The sequence below is a fragment of the Pantoea agglomerans genome, assembly GCF_021397715.1.
In the GTDB taxonomy this organism is placed as follows: Bacteria; Pseudomonadota; Gammaproteobacteria; order Enterobacterales; family Enterobacteriaceae; genus Pantoea; species Pantoea astica.
The window spans coordinates 109,922-135,484 of sequence record NZ_CP090209.1 but is presented as its reverse complement, the minus strand read 5'-3'; the positions used below and the strand labels follow the sequence as shown (position 1 = coordinate 135,484).

The 25,563-nt window shown below is 53.6% G+C and carries 23 protein-coding genes; 8 read left to right on the top strand and 15 right to left on the bottom strand.

Annotated features, from left to right (window positions below; genetic code table 11):
* Positions 1–128 precede the first annotated feature (128 nt).
* Positions 129–599, bottom strand: a complete 471-nt coding sequence (locus LZU96_RS22935) for an SgcJ/EcaC family oxidoreductase (RefSeq protein WP_233988907.1) — start codon at positions 597–599, stop codon at positions 129–131.
* A gap of 777 nt (positions 600–1,376) precedes the next feature.
* Here LZU96_RS22935 and LZU96_RS22930 point away from each other — a divergent pair.
* Complete coding sequence (locus tag LZU96_RS22930; RefSeq protein ID WP_233988906.1) at positions 1,377–2,399, top strand: tyrosine-type recombinase/integrase; 1,023 nt, start codon at positions 1,377–1,379, stop codon at positions 2,397–2,399.
* Positions 2,400–2,677: 278 nt separating this feature from the next.
* On the opposite strand, the gene LZU96_RS22925 is transcribed toward LZU96_RS22930, so the two are convergent.
* On the bottom strand, positions 2,678–3,709 hold the full coding sequence (locus LZU96_RS22925; protein WP_233988905.1) for an NADP-dependent oxidoreductase: 1,032 nt from the start codon (positions 3,707–3,709) through the stop codon (positions 2,678–2,680).
* Positions 3,699–4,544: an oxidoreductase gene (locus LZU96_RS22920; RefSeq protein ID WP_233988904.1), complete on the bottom strand. Its 846-nt coding sequence runs from the start codon at positions 4,542–4,544 to the stop codon at positions 3,699–3,701. Before LZU96_RS22920 ends, LZU96_RS22925 begins: the two co-directional genes overlap by 11 nt.
* A gap of 149 nt (positions 4,545–4,693) precedes the next feature.
* Between LZU96_RS22920 and LZU96_RS22915 the strand changes: the two genes are divergently transcribed.
* A complete protein-coding gene (locus LZU96_RS22915) occupies positions 4,694–5,242 on the top strand; it encodes a TetR/AcrR family transcriptional regulator (protein ID WP_233988903.1) in 549 nt (182 codons plus the stop codon).
* A gap of 66 nt (positions 5,243–5,308) precedes the next feature.
* Here the strand turns inward: LZU96_RS22915 and feoB are convergent, their stop codons facing one another.
* The 3 genes from feoB to LZU96_RS22900 form a co-directional block, all read right to left on the bottom strand.
* Positions 5,309–7,642 carry a Fe(2+) transporter permease subunit FeoB gene (gene feoB, locus LZU96_RS22910; RefSeq protein ID WP_233988902.1) on the bottom strand — a complete coding sequence of 778 codons (2,334 nt, stop codon included), beginning with the start codon at positions 7,640–7,642 and terminating at the stop codon, positions 5,309–5,311.
* Positions 7,639–7,866 (bottom strand): ferrous iron transporter A, encoded by a 228-nt coding sequence (gene feoA, locus LZU96_RS22905; protein ID WP_233988901.1) that lies wholly within the window; start codon positions 7,864–7,866, stop codon positions 7,639–7,641. The genes feoB and feoA overlap by 4 nt, the downstream gene beginning before the upstream one ends.
* Positions 7,867–8,584: 718 nt before the next feature.
* A complete protein-coding gene (locus LZU96_RS22900) occupies positions 8,585–8,791 on the bottom strand; it encodes a hypothetical protein (protein WP_233988900.1) in 207 nt (68 codons plus the stop codon).
* A gap of 710 nt (positions 8,792–9,501) precedes the next feature.
* Here LZU96_RS22900 and LZU96_RS22895 point away from each other — a divergent pair.
* The 3 genes from LZU96_RS22895 (at position 9,502) to LZU96_RS22885 (ending at position 10,771) form a co-directional block, all read left to right on the top strand.
* On the top strand, positions 9,502–9,738 hold the full coding sequence (locus LZU96_RS22895; protein WP_262287803.1) for a YgdI/YgdR family lipoprotein: 237 nt from the start codon (positions 9,502–9,504) through the stop codon (positions 9,736–9,738).
* A gap of 61 nt (positions 9,739–9,799) precedes the next feature.
* Positions 9,800–10,342, top strand: a complete 543-nt coding sequence (locus LZU96_RS22890) for a YfaZ family outer membrane protein (protein ID WP_233988899.1) — start codon at positions 9,800–9,802, stop codon at positions 10,340–10,342.
* Positions 10,343–10,471: 129 nt separating this feature from the next.
* A complete protein-coding gene (locus tag LZU96_RS22885; protein WP_233988898.1) occupies positions 10,472–10,771 on the top strand; it encodes a hypothetical protein in 300 nt (99 codons plus the stop codon).
* A gap of 79 nt (positions 10,772–10,850) precedes the next feature.
* Here the strand turns inward: LZU96_RS22885 and LZU96_RS23515 are convergent, their stop codons facing one another.
* Complete coding sequence (locus LZU96_RS23515) at positions 10,851–11,018, bottom strand: DUF2256 domain-containing protein (RefSeq protein WP_262287804.1); 168 nt, start codon at positions 11,016–11,018, stop codon at positions 10,851–10,853.
* 1,309 nt (positions 11,019–12,327) lie between these two features.
* Between LZU96_RS23515 and LZU96_RS22875 the strand changes: the two genes are divergently transcribed.
* Positions 12,328–12,729 carry an H-NS family nucleoid-associated regulatory protein gene (locus tag LZU96_RS22875; RefSeq protein WP_233988897.1) on the top strand — a complete coding sequence of 134 codons (402 nt, stop codon included), beginning with the start codon at positions 12,328–12,330 and terminating at the stop codon, positions 12,727–12,729.
* 311 nt (positions 12,730–13,040) lie between these two features.
* On the opposite strand, the gene LZU96_RS22870 is transcribed toward LZU96_RS22875, so the two are convergent.
* Together LZU96_RS22870 and LZU96_RS22865 are read right to left on the bottom strand one after the other, a co-directional pair.
* Positions 13,041–13,490, bottom strand: coding sequence for a VOC family protein (locus LZU96_RS22870; protein WP_233988896.1), 450 nt, complete (start codon positions 13,488–13,490; stop codon positions 13,041–13,043).
* A gap of 68 nt (positions 13,491–13,558) precedes the next feature.
* Positions 13,559–15,121, bottom strand: coding sequence for a sensor domain-containing diguanylate cyclase (locus tag LZU96_RS22865; protein ID WP_233988895.1), 1,563 nt, complete (start codon positions 15,119–15,121; stop codon positions 13,559–13,561).
* A gap of 271 nt (positions 15,122–15,392) precedes the next feature.
* Here LZU96_RS22865 and LZU96_RS22860 point away from each other — a divergent pair, with 271 nt between their 5' ends.
* The gene (locus LZU96_RS22860) at positions 15,393–15,794 is read left to right on the top strand and encodes an H-NS family nucleoid-associated regulatory protein (protein WP_233988894.1); all 402 of its coding nucleotides are present in this window, start codon (positions 15,393–15,395) and stop codon (positions 15,792–15,794) included.
* 60 nt (positions 15,795–15,854) lie between these two features.
* Here the strand turns inward: LZU96_RS22860 and LZU96_RS22855 are convergent, their stop codons facing one another.
* The 5 genes from LZU96_RS22855 to LZU96_RS22835 all read right to left on the bottom strand — a co-directional run bounded on the left by LZU96_RS22855 (position 15,855) and on the right by LZU96_RS22835 (position 21,634).
* Positions 15,855–16,877: a GlxA family transcriptional regulator gene (locus LZU96_RS22855; protein WP_233988893.1), complete on the bottom strand. Its 1,023-nt coding sequence runs from the start codon at positions 16,875–16,877 to the stop codon at positions 15,855–15,857.
* 43 nt (positions 16,878–16,920) lie between these two features.
* Complete coding sequence (locus LZU96_RS22850; RefSeq protein WP_233988928.1) at positions 16,921–17,700, bottom strand: MBL fold metallo-hydrolase; 780 nt, start codon at positions 17,698–17,700, stop codon at positions 16,921–16,923.
* 276 nt (positions 17,701–17,976) lie between these two features.
* Complete coding sequence (gene ahr / locus LZU96_RS22845) at positions 17,977–18,993, bottom strand: NADPH-dependent aldehyde reductase Ahr (RefSeq protein WP_233988892.1); 1,017 nt, start codon at positions 18,991–18,993, stop codon at positions 17,977–17,979.
* Positions 18,994–19,097: 104 nt separating this feature from the next.
* Complete coding sequence (locus LZU96_RS22840; protein ID WP_233988891.1) at positions 19,098–21,071, bottom strand: methyl-accepting chemotaxis protein; 1,974 nt, start codon at positions 21,069–21,071, stop codon at positions 19,098–19,100.
* Positions 21,072–21,337: 266 nt separating this feature from the next.
* On the bottom strand, positions 21,338–21,634 hold the full coding sequence (locus LZU96_RS22835; protein ID WP_233988890.1) for a hypothetical protein: 297 nt from the start codon (positions 21,632–21,634) through the stop codon (positions 21,338–21,340).
* Positions 21,635–21,838: 204 nt separating this feature from the next.
* Here LZU96_RS22835 and LZU96_RS22830 point away from each other — a divergent pair, with 204 nt between their 5' ends.
* Positions 21,839–22,024 carry a general stress protein gene (locus LZU96_RS22830; protein ID WP_072051034.1) on the top strand — a complete coding sequence of 62 codons (186 nt, stop codon included), beginning with the start codon at positions 21,839–21,841 and terminating at the stop codon, positions 22,022–22,024.
* 137 nt (positions 22,025–22,161) lie between these two features.
* Here the strand turns inward: LZU96_RS22830 and LZU96_RS22825 are convergent, their stop codons facing one another.
* On the bottom strand, positions 22,162–25,266 hold the full coding sequence (locus tag LZU96_RS22825) for an efflux RND transporter permease subunit (protein ID WP_233988889.1): 3,105 nt from the start codon (positions 25,264–25,266) through the stop codon (positions 22,162–22,164).
* Between the last annotated feature and the right edge of the window lie 297 nt (positions 25,267–25,563).

The window sequence follows — 25,563 nt, the reverse complement described above, 5'->3', positions numbered from 1 at the left end:
ATTGAAACGGGTGGCGATTGGGTAGTTATTCGCGGATTTTCGGGCCATACGAGGATAAGAGAGGTAACAGATAAATCAGCGAGTTTCAGGCTGAAACTCGCTGGCTATTAACGGAGCGAGGGCTTATTTCAGGGATGAGTAACCGTTTCCGGCATCGCTGAAGAGTGATGCGTTGAGATTTTCCAGTCCTTACCGTCCCAGACATAGGTAAAGGTATAGCGCGCCGTTACATTGCTATTGTCTTTAAAGGTGAAGGTATAAACACCGGTATCAATCGCTTTATTACAACCAATTCTGATGGTGCGTGAATCAATTTTACCCTGTGGTCCTTTTTTCAGGAAGTCATTGAAGTAATTAATGCGTTCCTGATCGGTCAGTCTGACCTGATTAGAGAGCGTTGGCAGCAGTACAGCGTCGCTGACATATAAATCTGAAACTTTCTTTGAATCACCGGTTGCCAGCGAATCATTCCATTTAGTAAACAGACTCGCTACATCCTGTTCTGAGGCTTTAATACAGTTTACCGGTTCAGCGGCTAAGGTGACTTTCGGCAGACAAAACAGACCTAAAAGACAGAGTGACAATAAACTTTTTTTCATTTTCAGTAAAACCTCGGTTAAGAATAAACGTCAATGGATGCTGATATAATGAATAAAGGATATCTGTCGGCATGCTCATGCAACACTTAAATCTGCAATATTATCGTATTTAGTTTTTTATTCCTGTTTTATTCAGGATTTAGATTTAAATGCTGATTTGAGAGGTGATGATTACGCAGCAACATGACGTAACCTGTTATGGGTCACGCTACCGACTATCGACACCTGTCCGGGATCATTATCAATTGATAACAGGCAGCTCAATTTAAACATTGAAGTTAATCTTATTACGAACGATGGATAATTAAAAATTATAAATTTTATGAATTAAATTTTCATTCCCGATTGGATTTTACAGATGGGAGGATGACAAAAAAACATCATTATTCATCGGAGTCTTAATTGTTTTTTTAAGTTAAGCCTGTCTGTTTGCCAGATAAGGTTATTAATCTTAGATAAAGCATTATCCGGCACGCGTCCGACTGGCAATATCAGCGGTGTTGAGTGCGGGCCATTTAGCAGTGGGCATCGCCCGCTCTTTCCCTCAGCGATAACCACTAACGATCAAAGAACGCTGTCCTTTGATCTTCTGGCTTCGTATAATTGTACTTATACGAAGCCAGAGAAGTAGCCTGGTCATACGATTAGACCAGGCAAGCACAAAACGCAGTTCAAAAATGGCAACGCTACGTCAATTCTGACTTCAGTTCAGGGGTATGGCACACCAGAATTCACGTAGCGCGATCAATCGCAACGCAGAACAAAAGATGAGCAGAGATGACAAAGTTAACTCAGCTGGCAAACGTCAGTACGTCGGGTCATGCCGACATCACGGCGCAGCTACAACAGTTTGTTCAGGACAAAGAGGCCTTTTCGCCGAATACCTGGCGGCAACTGCTTAGCGTGATGCGTATCTGTAGCCAGTGGGCGGAAAAACATCAGCGTAGTTTTTTGCCGATGGCTTCAGATGACCTGCGCGATTATCTGTCATTCCTGGCAGAGAGCGGCCGGGCCTCATCCACCGTTAATTCACACGCTGCCCTGATCTCGATGTTACACCGTAACGCCGGATTACCTGCGCCCAATCATTCGCCGGTAGTTTTTCGCGCGGTGAAGAAAATAAATCGTGTTGCGGTGATGAAGGGAGAACGAGCCGGTCAGGCCGTACCGTTCAGGCTCGACGATCTGCTGAAACTGGATCATCACTGGCGTTGTTCAGTCCGTTTACAGCAGCTACGTGATTTGGCGTTTTTGCATGTGGCTTATGCCACTTTGTTGCGTATCAGTGAGCTGGCGCGCCTGCGGATTCGGGATGTGGCCTGCGCCGCGGATGGCCGCATCATTCTTGATGTTGGCTGGACAAAAACCGTGGTGCAGACAGGCGGTCTGGTGAAAGCGCTGAGCTCACACTCAACGCAGCGGCTTAACGCATGGATTCAGGCATCAGGACTGGCCAGTCAGCCAGATGCTTTCCTGTTTAGCGCCGTGCACCGCTCTGGTCAGGTAATCGCTGCGGAGAGTCCGCTGAGTACGCGTGCACTGGAGCAGATTTTCTCACGAGCCTGGACCGTTGCGGGCCAGCGCGATCCGGTAAAGCCTAATAAAAACCGCTACACCGGCTGGAGTGGACACAGTGCGCGTGTCGGCGCAGCGCAGGATATGGCCGCAAAGGGGTACTCTATCGCCCAGATCATGCAGGAAGGAACCTGGAAAAAACCGGAGACCCTGATGCGCTATATCCGCCACCTCGATGCCCATAAAGGTGCCATGGTGGATCTCATGGAACAGCCGTCAGACTGACGCCTTAACGTTTCTGGTGCTGCTATCGCTGATAGTTATCCACAGAAAAAGTGGACAGCCTGTGTGTAAGCCGGTACTGGCGGAGCCTATATGATTAACAAATAAGGGATAACGGGCGCTTTCCGCCACGGCTGAAAATCCATTCATATTACGCGGATGTCAGAGGTGATCGGTGACGTGCGCAGAGAGTCACCCAGACCAGATTGCGTGCCGTAACAGTGTCATAAAGACCCTGTCACAGAGGATAACTAAAGCGCTGCAGGCTGGCCCGTTAGCGGTTAAGTACGCGATTCCTTCTTTACAGCGACCACTACCTTCCCTTTCGCATGTCCCTGCTGCAAATGCTCCAGCGCCGCCGCCGCCTTTTCGAACGGGAACACGCTATCGATAACGGGCCTGATGCGACCCGTCTCAATATAGTGACCTATCTGGCTGAGTTGCTGGCCATCAGGCCGGACAAAAAGAAACGAGTAATCGACGCCGCGTTTTTTCGCCAGCCGTTTAATTCTGCGGCTAAGCCATCCTGCAATCGCCGTAATCATTATGTTCAATCGTCGGGCACGAGCAAAGCTGAAATCTAAGGGACCCACCAGAGACACAATCTTCCCGCCAGCCCTGAGAATATCCGGATACTTTTCGATTTCGTCTCCTTTTAGCGTAGCCAGCACCGCATCATAATCCTGCAAAATCGACTCAAACCGCTCTTTTGTGTAGTCCACGACCACATTCGCGCCGAGCCGTGTCACCCACTCAACATTAGCGCTGCTGGTCGTGGTGGCAACCGTAACACCCGACTGGTTAGCCAGCTGAATAGCAAACGAACCGATACCGCCCGCACCGGCAGGGATAAAAACTTTCTGGCCCGGTTGCAGGCCGGCACGTTCGAACAACGCCTGCCAGGCGGTCAGGCTGACCATCGGCAGCGACGCAGCCTGAATAAAATCGAGGTTAACCGGCTTTAGTGCGGCCGCACTCTCATTCACCAGGGTAAATTCAGCCAGAGAGCCGTAGTCGCTATCAAAAGTGCTGGCAAACACCTCATCGCCAGGCTTAAAGCGTGTTACTTCACTGCCTGTCGCAACCACAATACCCGCAAGATCGCTGCCGATAACGGCCGGCAAGGTTAGTGGCAGAACCGGCTTAAAGATGCCGGTGGGGATCAGGTTATCGATGGGATTAAGGCCGGCCGCATAGACCTCAACCAGCAACTGGTGTGCATTCGGCTCAGGTAAGGTAACGGGCTGAAAACCAGACTGCGGAGACTTGCCATAGCGTTGAAACGTAAACGCGCGGTTGTTGCTATTGTCCATCGGCTTTGTGCCCTTTAGGTTTGATGGTGTCGAGCTGAAGGCTTTTCCGTACCGCTTTATCGAGCACGCTTGCAGGGGCGAAACGGCGCAATAAGGCCAGTCTGGTGGCCAGTTTGCCTGCGGTATAGCGCAGCCTGGGTCGGGTACTTTGCGCCACCTGGACAATCACCTCAGCCACGATTTCAGGTTCATCTGCTTTCGCCATCGCCTGACTGACAATATCGGTTAATCTGCTGCGTATCGGCGCAAATTCTTCCCGGGGAAGATCCGGTAGCTGACTGTTGTTTTCAAAATCGGTTCGGGTATAGGCGGGCTCGATAACGGATACCCTTATTCCGTAGGTACGCAGTTCATGGTCCAGCGATTCGGAGTAACCTTCAACGGCATGCTTACTGGCAGCATAAAGCGCAACATAGGGCAGCGGCACGATCCCGATGACAGAACCGATATTGATGATGCGACCCTTGCCCTGGCGGCGCATCTGAGGCAGCACGGCAACCACCATTCGCACCATACCGAGGAAGTTGGTATCGAAGATATGCTTTGCCTGGTCGATTGAAGACTCTTCTGCGGCTGCCGGCGCGATGCCAAATCCGGCGTTATTTACCAGCAGGTCGATGCGCCCTTCGCGCTGCAATAGTTCTCTGACTACAGCAGTCACTGAATCATCCTCTGTCACATCCAGCGTCAGTAAGGGGAAACCCTGATCTCCCGCCTGACTGCCGCGCCGGCTGGTGCCATAAACCCGATAGCCTGCAGCGATGAGTTTCTTCGCGGTGACCCTGCCAATACCGGACGATGCGCCGGTAACCAGCGCGATAGGTTTAACAGTCATAGTGGCACCCTTAATGTTGTCTTCAGTGGTCAATGTCAGCAGGCTGGCAGATGATTAATGATGATGATCATAATCTATAATGTCAATCGCTTTGATTACGATCATCATAAATGTATGATGGCGCCAACATGAACGGGAGGTGGCCAGCAATGAAAGTGTCGAAACAGCAGGTGCAGGAGAATCGGGCGCATATCGTCAAAACCGCGTCGGAACTGTTCCGGGCCAGGGGATATGACGGCATTGGTGTGGCAGAACTGATGTCAGCAGCAGGATTCACCCACGGTGGTTTCTATAAACACTTTCAGTCAAAAGCCGATCTGATGGCGGAGGCGGTGAGCTGTGGATTTTCATCCGCAGCTGCGCAAATTGAAGGGGCGGATAAGGCCGGGTTTATCACGGATTACCTGTCACGCCGTCATCGTGATGCAATGGCAACCGGCTGCATGATGGCGGCACTGGGCGCGGATACGGCTCGCCAGCCGGACGAGGTCAAACACGCCTTCGCGGCCGGGCTTGAAAAACAGCTGGCGGCGTTAACCCCGGAAAGCGATTCAACAGCAGCAGACCGGGCGGCGTTAATCAATACTATCGCCCGGATGGTGGGCGCCATGGTGCTGTCACGCGCCTGTCCGGATAACGATCCGCTGGCGGATGAAATCCTTGAGGTATGCCGTAAGGGCATTCTTGATCGGCCGTGAGGAGCCCCGGATCAGCTCCGCCGCCGGCGGCCTGTTCATCGCCACCGGCGGCGGAATCAAACCGCATTACTGCGCGAAGCTATCCTGTTTAGCACAACCGCTGCAGCTACCACTGCAACCCGAACCGCTGGTGACGACAGGCAGCGTGAGCGGATGCTGTTTCATCCGGGAACCCGATTTGCGCATCGCCAACAAGATCAACGCGTTCAGTGCGATAACGCTAATCAGACAGGTGGTGCTGAAGGCGGGATGTTCGGCAAAGGTCACGCTCTGATAAAACAGCGTTGCGGTGGTGAAGGCGATGTTAAGCCCCCAGAAGAAGGAGAACAGCATCCAGTTGCGACCGGCTTCGCGCGCGATAGCGCCCATCACCGACACGCACGGGACATACAGCAGCACAAAGATCAGGTAGCTGTAGGCCGCAATGCCGCTGCCAAATTTGGCTGACATCACGCTCATCTGACTCGCCGCCATTTCGCCATCGCCTTTGCTGGCATCGATAGGATGGGCCAGTGCATCCAGGCTTAACGCGGCAGTCAGGCCAGTCCAGGTCTCGGTGACCGAATCCTTCAGCTCGCTCAGCAGATTAAACTGCTGAGGATTAAAGTCACCGTTCTGAATCGCCTCACTGGTATAAAGACTGTTCAGTGTACCGACCACCACCTCTTTCGCCATGATGCCGCTAACCAATCCCACCGTTGCCTGCCAGTTATCCTGAGTGACGCCAATAGGTTGTAAAACCGGGGTGATCGCTTTGCTGGTGGTGGCCAGCGCAGAATGGTTGATATCCTCGACCGGCTGACCATTGAACGAGAAGCTGGTCAGCAAACCAATCAGCATACTGACAAGGATAATGACCCGTCCGGCACGCACCACAAACATTTTCAGCCGCTGCCAGGTCTGGATCAGCAGGCTCTTCAGATGAGGTCGATGATAAACCGGCAACTCCATAATAAAGGGCGAGGCTTCACCGCCCAGCAAGGTATGTTTCAGTATTAATCCGGTGACGATCGCCACCAGAATACCGAGCAGATAGAGTGAAAAAACCAGGCTGGAACCGTGCGTGCTGAAGAACGTGGCGGCAAAAACGGCGAAGATGGCCAGCCGTGCGCCACAGGACATAAAGGGTGAGATTAAAACCGTGAGCAGTCGCTCACGCGGCGTGTCCAGGGTTCTGGCGCCCATCACCGAAGGAACATTGCAGCCGAATCCGACAATCAGCGGGACAAAGGATTTACCCGGCAGTCCCAGTGACTGCATCAGACGATCCATCACAAAGGCGGCGCGAGCCATATAACCGGAATCTTCCAGAAAAGAGAGGAACAGGAACATCAGGCCAATCTGTGGAATGATCGGCAGCACGGTATTGATACCTGCCCCAACGCCCTGCGCCAGAAAGACGGTGAGCCAGGCGGGGAAATGGCAGACATAGCCCAGCCACTGCGCGCCATGAATAAACAGGGCGACCGAACTGCTATCAAACAGCGGCTGTAATGCCGCCCCGATATTAATCGACAGCACGAACATCACGTACATCACCGCCAGAAAGATCGGGATACCCAGCCAGCGGTTCAGCACAACCTTATCGATCTGGCTGGTCAGACTGCCGGGCGCGGCATGATGAATGTTACTGACAGCACCACACAGGGCATGAATTGCGCGATAACGATAATCGGCAATCGTCACGCCGGTATCACCACCGGCCTGTTGAATGATTTCGGCCAGATGCGGCACCAGCGTCGGACAGAGCTGCTGGCTGTTGATATCCCCTTCCAGTAACTGCAGCGCCAGCCAGTAACGTTTCTGAGGATGTATCGATGCGGGCATCAGTTCGCACAATTGATGAATAGCCGTTTCAATGTTCGCCGGATAGCGCACCCGTTCAGGCGAAGAATAGCGGTGCGGATTGTCGATCAGCGCTTTAAGCTGGGCCAGCCCTTCACCCCGGGTTGACGTCAGCGAGACCACCGGACAGCCCAGCCGGACAGACAGTGCCTCGATATCAATACTGATATTCTGACTGGCGGCGATATCCTGCATATTCAGGGCGACAATGCAGGGCACGCCCAGCTCCAGAAGCTGGAACGTCAGGAACAGATTGCTTTCCAGATTCGACGCATCGACCACGTTAATCACTAAATCGGCGTGGTCGTGATAGAGATACTGGCAGGCGATACTCTCATCGATGGAGCTTTCCGCCGACAGCGTGGTGAGGGAACGGGTGCCAGGCAGATCGACCAGCCGGACATCTGACTGAGCGGTAAAAAATTGCCCTTCTTTGCGCTCGACGGTCACGCCCGCCCAGTTACCGACCCGCTGGCGTGCGCCGGTCAGCTGGTTGAATAAGGTGGTCTTGCCGGTATTCGGATTCCCGATCAGCCCGATAGTGATATTTTTCATGAGGCTATCTCCTCCAGGATGATGGCGTCGAGGTCACGCTGCCGCACAGCCAGACTGACGCGCCGGGTACGGATCTGTACCGGATCGCCCATCGGCGCAACGCGGATAATCTCAATGATGGCACCCGGGAGCATGCCCATGGTGAGCAATTTCTGACGCCAGGCGGGGTTCACTGCGGGCTGATAGCCGAGGATACGGTAGGTGCTATGCATGTTCATCGCCATATGACCATCTGATTGGGGGTAAGTGGCAGTGATTATATAAATGATAAGCATTCCCGATTTTGATCTGACATCGGGCGACCCTGAATAATGTCAGGAAACGTCAACGAGAGCTCAACGATTTACAGATTCTGGCCACACCTCACCCGCTCGCGACTGCCAGCAAACGGTGATGCGCGGAAAGGCGGATTCACGCCTCTTTCCTGACAGACCTGACGGCCTTACCGCGACAGCTGGCTATCCACTAAGTCCATCGCCCCGGTGAGCTGATTTTATGGCGCAGGCGACATGAAATCAGAGATTTCCGGGGGCTTGCGGTTGGCTGCCGATCAGGCAGTTAACCGTTAGCGACTTAGTTACATCATTCAATAAAGCCATAATACACATCGGGCCTTCGGCCCGGCGGCGCGCCTGTTCAGGAGGTCATTGCGGGCGCGTGTTTGAAGCTGGCACGATAACGGTAGTCAGGGCCAGCTTCTTAATTACAGCGCGCAGCGGACAGGGTCAGGGTCAGAAGGGGCTTAACGGTAAATGTCGGGCACCGTCATCAACAGAACATAAAAAGGATGATGTAACTAATCGGTGAATTAATGAGCTAATCTTGCCCGACGGACAGCCGGCCAGAGTAGCATCCTGTGGAACTCCTGACAGCACTTTAGCCAGACAATGCCCCTGCCTGGCCTGTATCTCAGAAATCCTTTAGCGCCGGAGGAGCCCCCTGTTATTGCTGTTTCAGCCAGAAGCCATCCTTCTGTTGTTCAATCTCCATGCCAGCGGTCTGCTTCACCAGATCGACCAGCCGAAAAAACTCATCACCAGAGATATCCCAGTTCAGCTGGATGCGGGAATAGCTCCCCTGCTCCAGCAGCCTGACGGCTTCCTGGAAGGAAGTGACGCTGATGGTCCGATCGGGATTCTGAGTGTGCATATCTGTCCTTAACCTTTAGCGATAACGCGCAAAATCGGTTTCCGCATCACATGGGCTGTTCGCCCGCCGTATCTGCCTGAGGTTGCCCTCAGCATGACGAACCGACAGACATCAGCGAACAGAAGTGTCTGAAATCACTTTCTGAAGCAAGAGACGCAGATTCCAGTCTGGCTGACAGCGTCTGAGGTGTTAACCGCAGCGCTAAGCGAGCGCTATTTTAAGGAGATACGTAAAGAAATGATGCTGGCAGAAATCTTAAAACCCGCGGGTCATCAATGCCCCAGCGACGCCGGAACCGCATGGTGAAAGGCAGGCTGGCGTGCTGAATAAGTCAGCAGACCGAGACGTGATGACTCGTCAGCAAGGCTGCGCGTCAGGATCATAAAATGCGGCCAGATTCGCTGATAAAAAGAACAGCCAGGCGAATGGATATGTGTCGCAAAAATGATCTGGCTGTTGAACAACGGTGAGGCTCAGACACATTTTTTACCCTCAATCAGATTCATACCGGGTACAGCTTATTGCCGGCAACCCCTTTCGTGCTGCGGCCGTTAAGTAAATCCTTTTTCAAATCAACAATGACTGAGATCAACTCACAGAGCCTAAAAACAATTAAAACCGGACCATTACGGACCGGTTTAATTAGCAGATGTGAAAATGCGCAGTACCGATAATACCGGTCGTCATTAACAAAAAATCAGGGAATCACAATGAACGTCTCAGTATCAGGCAAGAAAACAGCAGGCATCATCTTTCTTCTCACTACGGCGATGATGGTTTCTGCCTGTTCAGGCAATTACGTTATCTCGACACGCGATGGACATATGATTTCTACGCACGGAAAACCGGCCAAAGACAAAGAGACCGGCCTGATATCTTATAAAGATAGCGACGGAAATACACATCAGCTGCAGCAGCAGGATGTGAAAGAGATTGTTGAAAAATAGGTCATTATTCACTTAAAAACCAGACTGCAAAGCAGCCATAATTACATCAGGAATTACTGACATGAAAAAGGCTTTGATTGGCATCAGCGTACTGTTGTTTGCCTCGTCGTCAGCGATGGCTATTGGCCTGACCGCCGAACAGGGTAAAAACTTTACCGGCCTCAACGCTGAAATTGGCAAATCTTCCAGCGGGATTTATCTCGATAGCCAGTGGATCAAAAACACCCGGGATGGCGCTCAGATTGGACAGGCCGGCACCGGTTATAACCTGGAATTAGGACCTGTCATGCTGTCAGCCGGGTTAAAAGCGACTTACATTGGCGGCAAAAAAGGGGATAACGGCATTGCCTTTCCGATTGGTGGCGGTGCAACGCTTAATCTGCCCGCAAATTTTGCCCTGTATGGCGAAGGCTATTCTGCTCCCGAACATTTCACTAACAGTGTAAAAAACTTTGTTGAAGCTGAAGGGGGTATTCGCTGGTCACCCATTACACCGCTGATGTTAAAAGCGGGTTATCGCTACGCCGGCGTTGACGGTAAAGATGGACGGCCTGGCCATACGCTGATTGAAGGTCCTTTCGTTGGCGGTGGCATCACTTTCTGAGTATCAACCGCTCGCTAACAGAGGTCCGTAATCTTTCCCCGTAAAAAGGACCTCGCTTCAGATGCTCCCCGGCCGATAACGCACAATATTACCGGCCGGAAACAGGATTAATATCGCTGAGACACAATTATGAAAACGTTATTTCTGCTGTTCATCACCCTCACGTTGTCCGGATGCGCTGAGTACAAATGGGTTAAACCTGATGCAACCGAACAACAGGAAATCAGGGCGGAGACCGCTTGTCAGGCTCAGGCCCTGCGGGAATTGCCGCCTGATAACATTGTCAGCGGCAAATACACCTCAAAAGACAGCAAGTACAAAACCACCGATACCGATTATTCGACTCGCGATGCCAATGAAGCACAGCGGGAGATACTGGTGAAAGATTGTATGTTCAAAAAAGGCTGGCAACAGATTCAGGTTCAGTAGTAAAGGCAGGGCGCGGTCTGGTTCAGGCTGAATTAACCGTTCAGACCGCGGCTGAGGCCATTCCTGCCCGCCATCCTGATCAAGGCTGACGATCGACGGGCAACGGGTGACGCTGACGCCGGCAACGCTCGGAACAATACTGCACCTCATCCCAGCACTTTTCCCATTTTTTACGCCACACCATAGGCTTATTGCAGGTTTTGCAGTAACGGACCGGTAAATTTTTTTTATTTCCTTTAAAGGTCATCTGAATAGCCTCCTCAGAGAATGCCAGAGTCAAACGTGTCAGTGCTTTTATGCCTTCAGAGCTCTGTGCAACGACAGACTCACATCAGCCGCAGAATAGCGCTTTTCAGCGTGTTTTCTGGCACTTAACACGGCAAGCCTTGCCATATAAACAGCACCTGATGAACCGTTGTCGCCTGGTGGCTGAATGATCTTTATAGCGGAAGTCCCGGGCGCCGGCTTTGCAGATTTCTGTTCCCTGCCTGGCTAAATGGCCGCATACAGAGCGCTATTCACGCGACGACTGGCATAAAAGTTCAGGTAAAACCGCGCCGTTATCACGCTTTAATTTGCTAACAAAAACGAACCGCCGCGCTATATAAAAACTCTCATTACGCAGCCGTCATACCGGTCATTGACTTCAGAACGCCCCTTTTTATACCGCACCGGGACTGTTCAGCATTGTGGCAGTTTAGCGGATAACGTCCCTTCCGGCAGCGAAATAGGGCTGTCAGATTCCGTCCTGCGAAGAAAAGTTTAATGCGTTTAATGCAATAATGTCATCGCATACCGTCAATAATCGGCGTTTGATGATTTATCGTTCATATATAAGCTCAGCTCAACCACGGAACCGATCGTTATTATTACCCTGGATGACCATTTGCAAATCATCGTGAGTCTGACCCCTGTTAACTTTAACTGGAATAGGAAAACGGAAGATCTGCCGAACGCCAATGACATTTAACCCAACCGGTTGAGAGTGTGAAGCACCGAATTGTAGCCTGCATCCACTTTTTACCGGCCAGTGATTCTGAAAGAAGAAGTGAATCAAAAAGATAAGTTATTCATCCAATGGTCCGAATATCACAGCAGGAAATTGTGGTTGATAGCGAATCAATACTTTAGTACGTAATTATCACGCTTAACAAAGCTCACATATCCTGTTTCACATGACATGATATCCCGATGAATTTTATCTCTCTGCCGATTGATAACGGGTCCTGAAACCGTGTATGACGCGCCAGGGAATTGGCGTACCGCGAGGAATAACCCCGTTCAGGCTGATTTAACTTACGGATGAAAAGTGCTGCATTTTTTTGACTTTTTGAGCCACTGAGCAGAAAAGTGTAAGTTCATTTACGATTCCCAGGTTATTGCACGTTAATTACAGTTTCAACTGTCTTGAAAAACGATTAATATGTCAGAGTTGAACTATTGGTTCAGTATTGAGATTCTTCGAAGGCAAGCATTTTAAAAAGCAGGTCTGACGAAAAGCATCAGCGTGAACCCGCTCTGTATTTTATTATCTGAACATGACTATGGTGACTTTGATGAGTGACACTCTCAGCAGCTTGAATAATATCCGTACCCTTCGCGCCAACGCTCGCGAACTCGATCTTGCTGCCCTGGAAGAAATGCTGGAAAAACTTACTGTTGTTGTTAGTGAGCGTCGTGAAGAGGCGCAGGCTTCAGAAGCTGCAAATCGTGAGAAGGCTGAGAAACTGGCTAAATATCGCGAACTGTTGCTGCAGGAAGGCATCGATCCTAACGAACTGTTAAATGGTATGCAGTCAGCGCCGGTTGAGAAGAAAAAGCGCGCGCCTCGCCCGGCCAAATATCAGTACACCGATGAAAACGGCGAAGTTAAGCAGTGGACCGGTCAGGGACGTACTCCCTCTGCGATCAAATCTGCCATTGAAAATGGTAAGTCACTGGATGACTTCCTGATTTAATAGCAGCGTACTGCCCGAAGGTAATCCGTCCGGCGCTGGCCGGGCGGATTTACTGTTAACACATCGCGCCATATTCAGACAGTATTTGATTAACCTGACTCTCTGAAAAGGAGGTTAATTAAGAGAGCCTGGATGAATGTAGCGATGAGAATGTGTCATCATGTTAACTGCACAGCCTCGGAATTATCGCACTGTACTGATCATCCCCTGCCCTTCTCCTCCGCCCGGCAAGAGACAGGATCACCCAGTGACCATTCTCTGCCTTTCTCGCAACTCATGACGTTACGGTAACAGGCAGCGTCGCTGCAGGGTTAATTCTCTCCTTCCACTGCTGCATTGCGCGCCATTATTATTTCCATTCCAATTTGCTGACCGTATGAGAGTTCAAGCGTATTGCCATCGGGATCGGCGAAAAACGCCCAGTATCCGACCGGAGCACCCGATTCCTGCGCCGCGCGGCGTAAAACTCCTTCCTGCTGTGCCTGTTCAACTCTGGCATCGATCTCTTCCCGGCTGGCACAGGCGACACCGATGTGACCAAACGGCCCCAGCGGCGTATCTTCGCAGCGTTCTGACTGCACCAGCACCAGCGCAAACGGCCGGGTTAAATCTGACAGCCACGCCACTTTCTGCGCTTCTGCAATGCCGGGCTCGCGGTGATGAATAACCTGCATCCCGGCATAACGCTGGTAAAACCGGATGCTTTTTTCCAGATCGCGGACCTGCAGAGCAAGATGGCTGAATCCCGTATCCTTTGACATTGTCACCTCCTGAGAATATTGAGCTTTCACCATGCCACAGAAGCGAATCTGGACGTGTTCAGCGGTGCTTAACCGGCTGGCTTTTCGCACTCCGCACGATTTCGCCCTTGTCGCTTAGCGCGATACAAGGCCTCATCGGCACGCTCAATCAGATCTGACAACGTCTCTGGCCCGGGGTTAATGCGTTGAGTGGCACAGCCAGCGCTGAGCGTCACCCGTTTTGCCGCCAGACCGCTGGTAAGATGAGGGATCTCCAGTTGATAAACCGTGGCAACGATCGACCTGGCGAGTTTCAGCGTCTCTTCCAGGGTATAACCCGGCAAAACGATCGCAAACTCTTCACCGCCATATCGCGCAGGTAACTCATTCTCACCCGCTGCGAAGTTTTTCAGTATCATCGCGATGGTTTTCAGACATTCATCGCCAGCCACATGCCCATAGGTGTCGTTGTAATGCTTGAAATAGTCGATATCGATCAGGATCAGAGAAACCGGCTGACCGCTGGCGCGGGCTTGCTGCAGGCTTTCATTCAGCATCCGGTCAAAGTAGCGACGGTTGGCCACGCCGGTTAAGCCATCACTGTGCGCCAGGCTCTCCAGTGAAAGATTCGCCGCGGTAAGTTCATCACGCAGCCGGGTGAGTTCACGCTGGTAGCGCAACGTGTGACGCGCCTGGCGCAGCAAAAAAACGCTCAGCGAGAGAATGACCGCCAGCAGCGCCAGACTTAACATCACATCCTGCCCCCGGCCTTTTAACCAGCGGGTGAACAGCGTGGATTTATCATAGCCAGCGGCAACAATCAGCGGATAACGTTCAGATCGGGCGAATCCAAAGATACGGTTTTCGCCATCCAGCGCCGCTTTCCACTGCCCGCTACCCTGATCGGCAGTGGCCAGCATGCTGCGGAACAGAGGGCTGGAGGAGAGATTTTTACCAATGAAGCTGTCCGGCATCGGACGGGCATAGAGCACCGTGCTGTCTGCCAGCATCAGCACCAGTACGTCGCGCGCGCCCAGCTCGTAATAGCTGTAGAAGCGCCGAAAATAGTCCACTTTGATGGTAGCCAGTAAGACGCCATTAAACCCGCTGGCACTGTCATTGACGCGCAGCGACACCGGTATCACCCGATCCTGGGTGCTGCGACTGCGTATCACCGGCCCGACATGTACGCTGTTACGCAGAGTAGAGCGGTGATAGCGGAAGTATTCACGATCGGAGTTATTAATCCCGACGGGCGTCGTGCTCATTGAGGTCGCGATCCATTTGCCCTGCGCATCGTAATAGAACAAGCCGTGCAGCTGCGGCAGGCGACTTTGCAAAACACGCATGGTCTTACTCAGCGCATCGCCATCCACCTGACCTGCTGCTATCTGCGTCTCCAGCTCACGCTGAACTTCGCGCAACGACAGCTCAGTCTGCAGAAAAGTATCTTCCGCCTGACGCGCCTGTGACAGCGACAGATTGACCGCCATTTCTTCCGCCTGACTCACGGCGGCACGCCAGTCTTCACGCAGCGTCCAGAGATTAATGGCGATAACGGCCACCGTGAGCAGCAAGCCTGATAAGGTGATGCTTCTGAGTAGCGGCGAAATCTTTGGCGCTGGCGCCGCATTTTTCCTGCGAAACTTCATGCCTGTCCCTATTCAAACCCTTTAACTGAGTTAAGCACAGTTAACCGGAGGCAAAAGTGCAAATATCACTGTTGTGTGGCGTAGAGTATTCTCATCGCCCCCTCCATCTTTTGACCCATCGCGGTTAAAACCCATTCTGCCTCGCCAGGGTTGCTCATTTTAAGGCTTCATCCGACCACAACTCTTCAAAAATCAGCGGGATACATGTTATCCTTACCGCTTACAGTGAATCTGTACTGTTGTTTAATTTGTGTATTGAAGGACTTTTTTTATGAGTGACAACCTGAGCAGCCTGAATAACATCCGGACCCTGCGAGCCCAGTCGCGCAATGTCGATCTGGAGGTTCTGGAAGAGATGGCGCAAAAATTAGAGACTGTGGTCAGGGAGCGGCGCGAAGCCGAAGAGGCTCAGGCGGCCGAAGCGCGCGAGAAAGCTGAAAAAATGGCGATGTACCTGGAATTGCTGCTGGAAGACGGTATCAGCCTGACCGAGCTGACGACTGGCCTGGCTTCGGGCACGGATGGTCGCAAAAAACGCGCTAAGCGGCCAGCCAAATATCACTATCGCGATGAAAACGGCGAGATGAAAACCTGGACCGGGCAGGGTCGTACGCCTTCACCGATTAAAACCGCACTGGATAACGGTCAGTCACTGGATGATTTTCTGCTTTAATCCGTGATCATGCCGCTCCGGAAAATTCAGCCGCGCCTGATTGCTGAATTTTCCGGCTCGCTATTTTGCCTGCATTAGGCTCGTCGTGGCCTGACGGCCCGATGTCTGTACGCTCTCATCTTTCGACACTGACAGCGGTCCGCGAAAGGTTCGTCGCCATTCGCTGGGCGTGACGCCAAACCGCTGTTTAAAACGCTGGCGAAAAGAGATGGGTGAGTGGAAACCGACTTTCTCAGCCACGCTTTCAATACTGATGCCGGTGGTTTCCAGCAGTTCCTGGCTGCGTTGCAGACGCTCAGCCAGCAGCCATTCCCCCAGCGTCATGCCGGTCGCTTTGAAAAAATGGCGCGTCAGGGTTCGCCGGCTCATGCCAGCCGATTGAGCCAGAGAATCGAGATCGTGCGGCTGATGAAGGTTATGCCGCAGTGAGTCCAGCAGCGCATTGATTTTACCGTCGCGGGTATTTTCAGGAACCGGACGCTCGATAAACTGCGCCTGTCCTCCATCACGATAAGGCGGCACTACCATTCTTCTCGCCACACGGTTGGCCACGGCGCTGCCGTAGTGCTGACGAATGATATCCAGACAACAGTCGATGCCCGCTGCAGTTCCGGCCGAGGTAATCAGACGATCGTCACGGGTGTAGAGCGCGTTACTGTCGAGATGAACGTCCGGAAAGCGTTGACTGAAGTCGCGCTCAAATTCCCAGTGCGTGGCAGCACGATGCTGATTGAGCAGGCCAGCATAAGCCAGCACATAGGTTCCCAGACACAGCCCCACCACTTCAGCACCACGCTGCCAGGCCGCCGTCAGCGCATCAAGCAGTTGCTGAGCCGGTTTTTCGCCCGGATTATGCCAATAAGGCACAATAATAATGTCAGCCACATCAAGCAGTTCAAGCCCATGCTCCACATTGATCGACAGGCCACTCTCTGAAAGGAGAACGCCAGGCTTCTCCGCACAAATATTCAGCTGAAACAGATCCGGCTGCGGCAGGGCGGAGCCAAACAGGATGCAGGGAACCGAAAAGTGAAACGGACTGAATCCTGCCGTTGCCACCACCGCCACCGTCAAAGCGCTCATCTCGTTCCCCTTATTCATCTCAATACCGCCCTGTTCTGACCGATCAGAAGGTTATGGTTTCACCATCCTGCGGAATCAGCACGTTATCGGCAATGCCCTGTTCTTCGGTGTAAGCACGCAGTTCAGCACGGGTCAGCAGACAGTGGTTGATCGCTTCCATGTGCGAAGCCACCAGCGTTGCCTGAGGCACAATGTTTAACGTATGCAGTGTATCCTCTTTACCCATAATAATCGGGCCATAAAGATCGTGGGTCGCATTACCAATATTCAGCACCACCACGTCCGGCTGAAAACGTTGCAGGCTTCGCACATAGGGCTTAACCCAGACTGTGTCACCAGCAATGTAGAGCGTTTTTTCGTCCGGATGGGTAAACACCAGTCCACAGGCATCGCCCAGCAGATCGGCCATCACTTTGTCGGCATACAGCGCATTACTGCCATGCTGACCGTCAGTTTTATAGATCGTCAGGCCATCCACAAATCGGTTTTCTTCCTGCAAGACCTGAACGTTGTGAAAGCCCTGAGAACGAATCAGTTCGGCGTCACTGTGGTTCTGGGTATAAATCATCATGGTCTTTGGTAGCTGCTGCTGCGCGGCCTCGTCCCAGTGATCGGTATGCGTATGGGTAAGAATAACCGCATCGGCATCCAGCAGTTGTGAAACCGGCATCGGCAGTTCAACCATCGGATTTCTCAGGTGCGGACGAGCGCTCCCTTCAAAGCCCGGCCAGGCTTCTTTTTCAGCCAGCATCGGGTCAATCAGGAATTTCTTGCCGGCATAGTGCAGCATCAGCGTGGCATTACGGACTTGGGTTAATTTCATCATCAGGCTCCGGTCAAAGTTCGGTTCAGTACAATCAGCGTCGACAACGCTGTGGTTGCGATAATGTGACTTTACCCGGTTACAGACGACGGCGTGACAGGCTCAATGGACAGTGATCGATGAAATCGGGCCAACCTGCTGTTGGTGAATGCAGTGCGGTTAATTCAACTGGAAAATGTTCAGACGCTGCTCAGCAACAGGAAGGAAAGGGTGAATCAGAGGACAAAACAAAAATGCCGCAGTTATCTGCGGCAGGGAATTTTTATAACACGATCATCAGAAATCGGCTTTCAGCACCACGCGGTAATTGGCTTTACCGGCGCGTACGTGTTCCAGCGCTTTATTGATGTCTGACATCGGGAAGAACTCCACCTGTGGTGCGATATCAGCACGGGACGCCAGCTTCAGTAACGAACGCAGCTGACCCGGCGAGCCAGTGGACGAACCCGTTACCGCTTTGTCACCCATGATCAGGTCAAACGCACCGACCTGGAACGGTTTCATCACTGCGCCGACGGTATGGAATTTCCCTTTTGGTGCCAGCGCCGCGAAATAGGGTTTCCAGTCCAGATCGACCGCGACGGTGCTGAGGATCAGATCGAAACGACCCGCCTGCTGCTTCAGCGCTTCAGCGTCACGGCTGTTCACCACTTCATCTGCACCCATGTCCAGAATCGATTGCTTTTTATCTGGCGTAGAGCTGAAGGCCACCACTTCGGCACCCATTGCGTGCAGAATCTTGATGGCAATGTGGCCCAGGCCACCGATACCGATCACGCCTACACGACTGGTGGCGGTGATATTACTCATCAGCAGCGGTTTAAAGACGGTGATGCCGCCACACAGCAGCGGACCCGCAGTGGCAACGTCCAGTTTCTCCGGCAGCGGAATAACCCATTGCCAGTCGGCACGCAGTTTCTCAGCAAAACCACCTTTATTCATGATGGTTGGCGTGCTGCCCTGCTGACAGTTAACCTGCTCACCATTGATACAGGCATCGCAGTGCTGGCAGCTCTTGGCGGTCCAGCCAATGCCAACCCGCTGACCCACCGACAGACCTTTGTTTTTGGCCGCATCGCCCAGCGCAGAAACCCGTCCAATCACTTCGTGCCCGGCAATAACAGGGAACTGAGAAATGCCCCACTCGTTATCGATCATCGACAGGTCAGAGTGGCAGACGCCACAATACTCAACCTCGACTTCAACTTCTTCTGCTGCAAGTTCAGCAGCGTCATATTCATACAGTTCAAGTGCCTGACCAGCCTGCATGGCTGCATAACTTTTAATTTTCATTGGTACCTCTGCGTGGTTAATCACCGTCAAGTGTAACAACTGCCGGCCCGGCTTGCCTGGCCGATCCGCTTGCACCGCACTTTGTTGTCTTTTCAGCTTACTAATCAGCCATTAACCTTTCCGCCTGACAGGGTCTGTAGCACCCTGAGCTGCGCCACCGCGTCCTGCATTGCCTCCATGCCCTGACTGAGTTCACGCAGGCTGCCAAGATGTTTAGCGATATCGGCGCGCTCATGACGGGTCTGCTGATTCATCGTCGCCAGCGTGTCTGCCGCATTGATGCTGCGTGCGGCCATCTGGGTAGCGGTGTGCGCGCTGTCACTGGCCACCCGGCGGATACGTGAAATTGTCGTTACCGCGTCACTGATGTTACTGGCCGTGGCTTCTGCCTGCTCTTTGGACGAGTGCGCAAGGCGTCGCACTTCGCCAGCCACCACCGCAAAACCCCGACCCGCTTCTCCGGCGCGAGCCGCTTCCACCGCCGCGTTTAGTGCCAGAATGTTGGTCTGGAAGGCGATATTACTGATGCCATGAGTGATCTCATTAATCCCGTGCGAGATTTTTTCCAGATCGTCCAGCCCGTCATCGAGCCGCTCCTGCGCCTGCTGGCTCTGGCCAGCAATATCGCTGATGGCACGAATACTGTTTTCTGCCACGCTCAGGGCTTCACCCTGACTTTGCGTGGCGCTCTCCAGCACTGGCAGGGCCTCCATCAGCGGCATCAGCGCCTGCTGATAGTTAATGACCCGGTTAAGCACGCCACTCTGCACGCTGTTCAGCGCTTCCCAGCGACGTAATGCCCGTTGCGCATAGTGCGCAGCGTAACCGGCGTACTCCACCGGGAACTGACTCATCGCTTTCACATCGTGATGAAAGAACACCAGCGCCGACAGTGTCTGGTTGATCGGCACGCCCAGGATCTCACCGAAGCTGGAGAACCCCGCCGCCGGAATCCCTTTAAAAAAATGGGCGTCATGCAACTGACCGGCATTCCCGACGCGACGCAGGATGCAGTCGTTCATCAGGATCGCCGCTGGTTTGCCGTGCTGACGGGCGAAAGCCTGCCACTCCTGCTGGGTGGCCTGTTTAAAATCTTTTTCCTGCATCAGAAACAGCCGATCGCCAAACTCCAGATCGCAGAAGAAGCGCACGCTGTCGGACTCGATTCGGGCAACCGAACGAATAAAGTATTCGTCGCCCACCTTCACGCCAAACGTCAGGCCCTGCAGTCGCTCGGTGAGCTGCGTCGCCTGGCAGTTCAGATGGGTGCAGAGCGCAGAAATCAGCGATTGCTGCTCTCCCTGGCGGTTAAATACCGAGCTGACGGTGCGCGCAATCGGGTCAGCCTCGGCGATTAACCAGCTGGTGTCGAGCGGTGTGAAGTTCTGACTCTTGAACGGGGCAAAGGATTTCCCCGCCGCCATCTGGCAAAAAATAATCACCGCTTTGCCCTGTAATATCTCGCCGCCGACGCCAATCCAGGTGCCGTCAAAGCTGATTTTACCGCCAGCCGATCCGCCGATCGCCAGACAGGGAAAACGCCCGCTATTGTACCAGGCCTGCATCAGGAAACCTTCCGAGGCAGAAAGACCGTCGCAGTAGATCATCGCAAAGGTCCGATCGGCTGAGAGCGGCATCCGCAACGGTAACCGTTCCAGCTCCTGTTGTATCGCGGTGATGCGCTGGCTGGCGGTGTGGGTATCCTGACCATGCAGGTCAATAATGTGCGTTTCATGCCGCGCAATCAGGCTGTCCGGTAACCAGAGCCAGCTGCCTTGCTGGCCGGCACCGTCACAATAGGTGCTCTGTTTACCGCTGCTGCTCAGGGCGCCGTTAGAAGAAAGCGTCAGCACCGTCAGGTCAGCAGAGGTAAACCGCTGCCAGGCGTGACTGACCCGCTGGAAATCCGCTTCGGGCGGCACAAAGGTCATCAACAGACCACCAGCGCGGTTGCTCAGGCCGGCGGCGGCAAGCGATGCCGGCAACGCACGACAATCAAAAGTGCCATTCGCAGGCTGGCTGCTGCGCCCAAAGCGGGCGGCAGGCAGGCGTTTTTTTATCGCCTTAATCATCGACATATTATTGTTTTCGCTGTGATAAGAAGGATTTTGCGCTTAAAAGCGCTTTCTGGTGTGTCAAAAAGGAGGGCTAAAAGCAGGTCCGTACGCGTTCAGAACTCAACGCTGAGGGCCGGAATCATCACTGGTCGGCACGCTCAACGCCTGTTCGTTATCGCCAGTAGCGGGAATATCTTTAACGATTGCTGTAGTTGGTGAAAATAATGAAAGCAGCGCGATCAGGCAGCATAAAATAAGCCGGGAGGCGTCCCCGGCAAATTTACTGCTTACCCATTACGGCTCTGCTGCCAGTGTTGCTCGCAGCGCTGTCGGGCTTCAGCCGGTAAGTCGCGCAGGTCCGGCAGGCTGTCGCCAGCGCCATACCCCATTGAACCGGTCACTTCCTGCTGTTCATCCAGGGCGGCAAAGCTCAGCGTTTCGTCCAGCGGCTGCCATTCGCCTTGCTGCTGACGGTATATGACCGCGTGGGTAGGCGTCCGGTCATCCTCACCGTAAATTTCATATTTTTGCTTCTGTTGATCAGAACCAAACTCAAGCGTATCGATTAAGGTTGCATCAGTCATCGCGTTCTCCTTTTTCGTTGAGCTTATAAGGGTAGCCTGGGGATGGCGGGATCGCTGCCGGTTCAGCCACGGCACAAGGTCATGATCGAAACAATTTCACGCTTTTTCAGATGTGCATTTGCATAAACGAAGCGGTCATCTATGCTTCGTGATGTGACTAGCTAGTCCTTTTTATCTAATGGAACATTGATAGGAGGTCTCACTATGACACAACAGAAATACAGAGGTGGTGCCGGCAATTTTGCCAACGATCCGGGCCGTGCGAGCGAAGCTGGCAGTGCAGGAGGCAAGGTCAGTGGAGGCAATTTCAAAAACGATCATGAAAAAGCCAGGGAAGCCGGTCGGAAAGGGGGCAGAATCAGTCGGCGTCCTGCAAGTAATTCTGAATAAGGCGCCTTAGGACGTTTTACGCCATGGAATGGCATCTCACTTCTGCACGACAGATCCCCCACTGAATCCATCCTGAAAAACATCCCTATGCCGCGGATCAGCACGTCTGCAGGCGAACCCGCAGACGTACCAGACGGTTATCCGGCCTTACGATGTCGGGTGAGATAATGCTTCACCAGCACAAAGAACAGTGGCACAAAGAACAGCGCCAGCACCGTACCCGCCAGCGTTCCGCCAATAATACCGGTGCCGATCGCGATACGACTGTTGGCCCCGGCTCCGGTGGCGACCGCCAGCGGGATCACCCCGGCAATAAACGCCAGCGAGGTCATCATGATCGGCCGTAAACGGGTGCGCGCCGCCTGCAGGGCCGCCGCACTCAGCGAGCTTCCCTGACGCACCGCTTCCTCGGCAAACTCAATAATCAGGATGGCGTTCTTGGAAGTCAGCCCGACGGTCGTCAGTAACGCCACCTGGAAATAGATGTCGTTGCTCAATCCGCGCATGGCAACCGCCAGCACCGTACCCAGCACGCCAAGCGGCACCGCCAGCAGCACCGAGAACGGCACTGACCAGCTCTCATACAGCGCGGCCAGACAGAGGAACACCACCAGAATTGAGATCGCATACAGGGTGGTTGACTGACCGCCCGCCTGCTTCTCCTGCAGCGAGAGACCGCTCCAGGCCCCGGTCGTGCCGGCTGGAAGCTCATTAGCCAGCCGTTCAATGGTGTTCATCGCATCGCCGGAACTGTAGCCTTCCGCGTTCTGCCCCTGGATTTCGTAAGAAGCGGAGCCGTTATAGCGATTGAGACTCTCCGGTCCCATGGTCCAGTGGGTTGAGGCGAAGGCCGAGAATGGCGTCATGCTGCCTTCACTGTTGCGGATAAACCATTTATCCAGATCGGACGGTGCTGACCGGTACTGACCATCGCCCTGCACATAGACCCGTTTGACGCGGCCGCGATCGATAAAGTCATTGATATAGGCACCGCCCCAGGCGCTGGTCAGGGTATCGGTCACATCATCCAGCTGCAGTCCCAGCGCCACCGCCTTACTGGTATCGATATCGACCTGCAACTGCGGCGTCTGCGGCAGAATATTTGCACGGACCCCGATCAGTTCAGGGCTTTTCGCGGCGCTCTGTAGCAGTTGATCACGCAGCTGGCCCAGTTGATCGCGGGTAGTGCCGCCACTGGCCAGCAGTTCATAGGTGAAGCCATTATTCTGCCCCAGGCCGGGCACCGAAGGTGGCGTCAGGGCAAAGATCTGCGCATCACGAATCGCAGAGAGCGCATAGGTGGCGCGCCCGGCGATCGCTTCCGCCGAGTTCTCCTTGCCGGGACGCTGATCCCAGTTTTTCAGTTTGATAAACGCCATGCCGGCATTCTGCGCCGCGCCGCTGAAGTTAAAGCCGTTGATGGTAAACACTACATCGATGTTCTCTTTCTCTTCGGTCAGAAACCAGTCAATGATCTGCTTATTGACCGCCTCAGTGCGACTGGCGGTTGCGCCTGCGGGCAGGGTCGCCTGAAGCATAATACTGCCCTGGTCCTCGGTAGGCAGGAAGCTGCCCGGCAATCGGGTGAACATCACAAACAGCACGACACCCATTGCAGCATACAGCGACACCATAATCAGCGGACGACGCAGCGTGCTGACCACTTTGTGACGATACTGGCGTTCCGTGGCGGCGTAGAAGCGATTAAATCCGCCAAAGAAACCTTTGCGATGCGGCGTTCCGGGGCGGAGCAACATGCCACACAGCGCCGGTGTCAGCGTCAGCGCCACCAGCACCGAGAAGGACATGGCCGCAATGATAGTGACCGAAAATTGCCGATAGATCACCCCGGTCGATCCGGCGAAAAAGGCCATCGGCAGAAAGACCGCCGACAACACCAGCGCGATAGCAATCAGCGCACCGGAAATCTCTTTCATCGACTTTTCCGTGGCCTCGCGGGCGGGCAGGCCTTCGTCGTGCATGATGCGCTCGACGTTCTCCACCACCACGATCGCGTCATCCACCAGCAGCCCGATCGCCAGCACCATGGCAAACAGCGTCAGGGTATTGATGGTGTAACCGCACAGTGCCAGCACGCCAAAGGTACCGAGCAGCACCACCGGTACCGCCAGCGCCGGGATCAGCGTCGCGCGGAGGTTTTGCAGGAACAGGTACATCACCACCACGACCAGCGCTATCGCTTCGATCAGGGTAATGACCACATCTTCCACCGAGATTTTGATGAAGTCGGTGCTATCAAGCGCATAGGCGACCTCGTAGCCTTCCGGCATTGAGTGGCGATACTCCTCCACTTTATTTTTTACCAGCGTCGCCGTGTTGAGTGCATTGGCGCCCGGTGCCAGCATCACCCCGATACCCGCCGCCGGATGACCATTAAGCCGGGTCGTCATGTCGTAAGATTCGCCACCCAGCTCGACGCGGGCCACGTCACCGACGCGCACAACCGCCCCGCGGGTATCGCTTTTAACGATGATGTTGCGGAACTGCTCCGGCGTCTGCAGCCGTGACTGCGCTCTGACCGTGGCGGTCAGTTGCTGATTTTCAGGTGACGGCAGGCCACCAATTTTACCGGCTGAGATCTGGATATTCTGCGAGCGAATTGCTGCCGTCACGTCAGAAGGCTGCAGTGAATAGGCGTTCAGCTTGAACGGATCGAGCCAGATACGCATCGCATACTGCCCGCCGAAGACCTGGATATCCCCTACCCCTTCGGTTCTGGCCAGCGGCTCCTGCATATTACTCACCAGCCAGTCACCGATATCGGTGCTGTTGCTCTTGCCCGTGGTGTCATACAGCCCCATCACCAGCAAAAAGTTTGACTGCGACTTCGTGACCGTCACGCCAAGTTGCTGCACCTCGCTGGGCAGGCGCGACAGGGCCTGCTGCACCTTGTTCTGGACCTGCACCTGCGCGGTGTCAGGATCGGTGCCCTGACTGAAGGTCACCGTCACCGTCACATTGCCCTGCGAACTGCTGCTGGAGGTGAAGTAAAGCAGGTGATCCAGCCCGGTCAGCTGCTGCTCAATCACCTGGGTGACGCTGTTTTCCAGCGTCTCGGCGGACGCACCGGTATAGGTGGCACTGATATTGACCGATGGCGGCGCGACATCAGGATATTGCTCAACCGGCAATAGCGTGATGGAGAGCGCACCAAGCAGCATGATAAGAATGGCAACGACCCATGCGAAGACGGGACGATAAATAAAAAAACGAGAAAACATCAGCGGGGTCTCTTCCTTTTTAAGGCGGGCGCAAAACCGGCATTCCTGCCGGTTGTGTCAAAGCGGTGCAGCGCTGATTATAGTTTGTTACGTTCAGGCTAAACATCCTGACGGTATCATTTCTTTCTCCCGCGCAAACGGATCCCGCCGGAGGTTGCTCAGGATTCTGCTGCTGCTGGCCCCCAGCATTCAGAAAAGTCGCCCGAACGTCGGCGGTCAGAGAGAATCGATCGCATCCGCATTAAGCAAAATAGCGAGGCCTGGCTATCCTGAAAACCAGGGAAATTAAACAGGAGA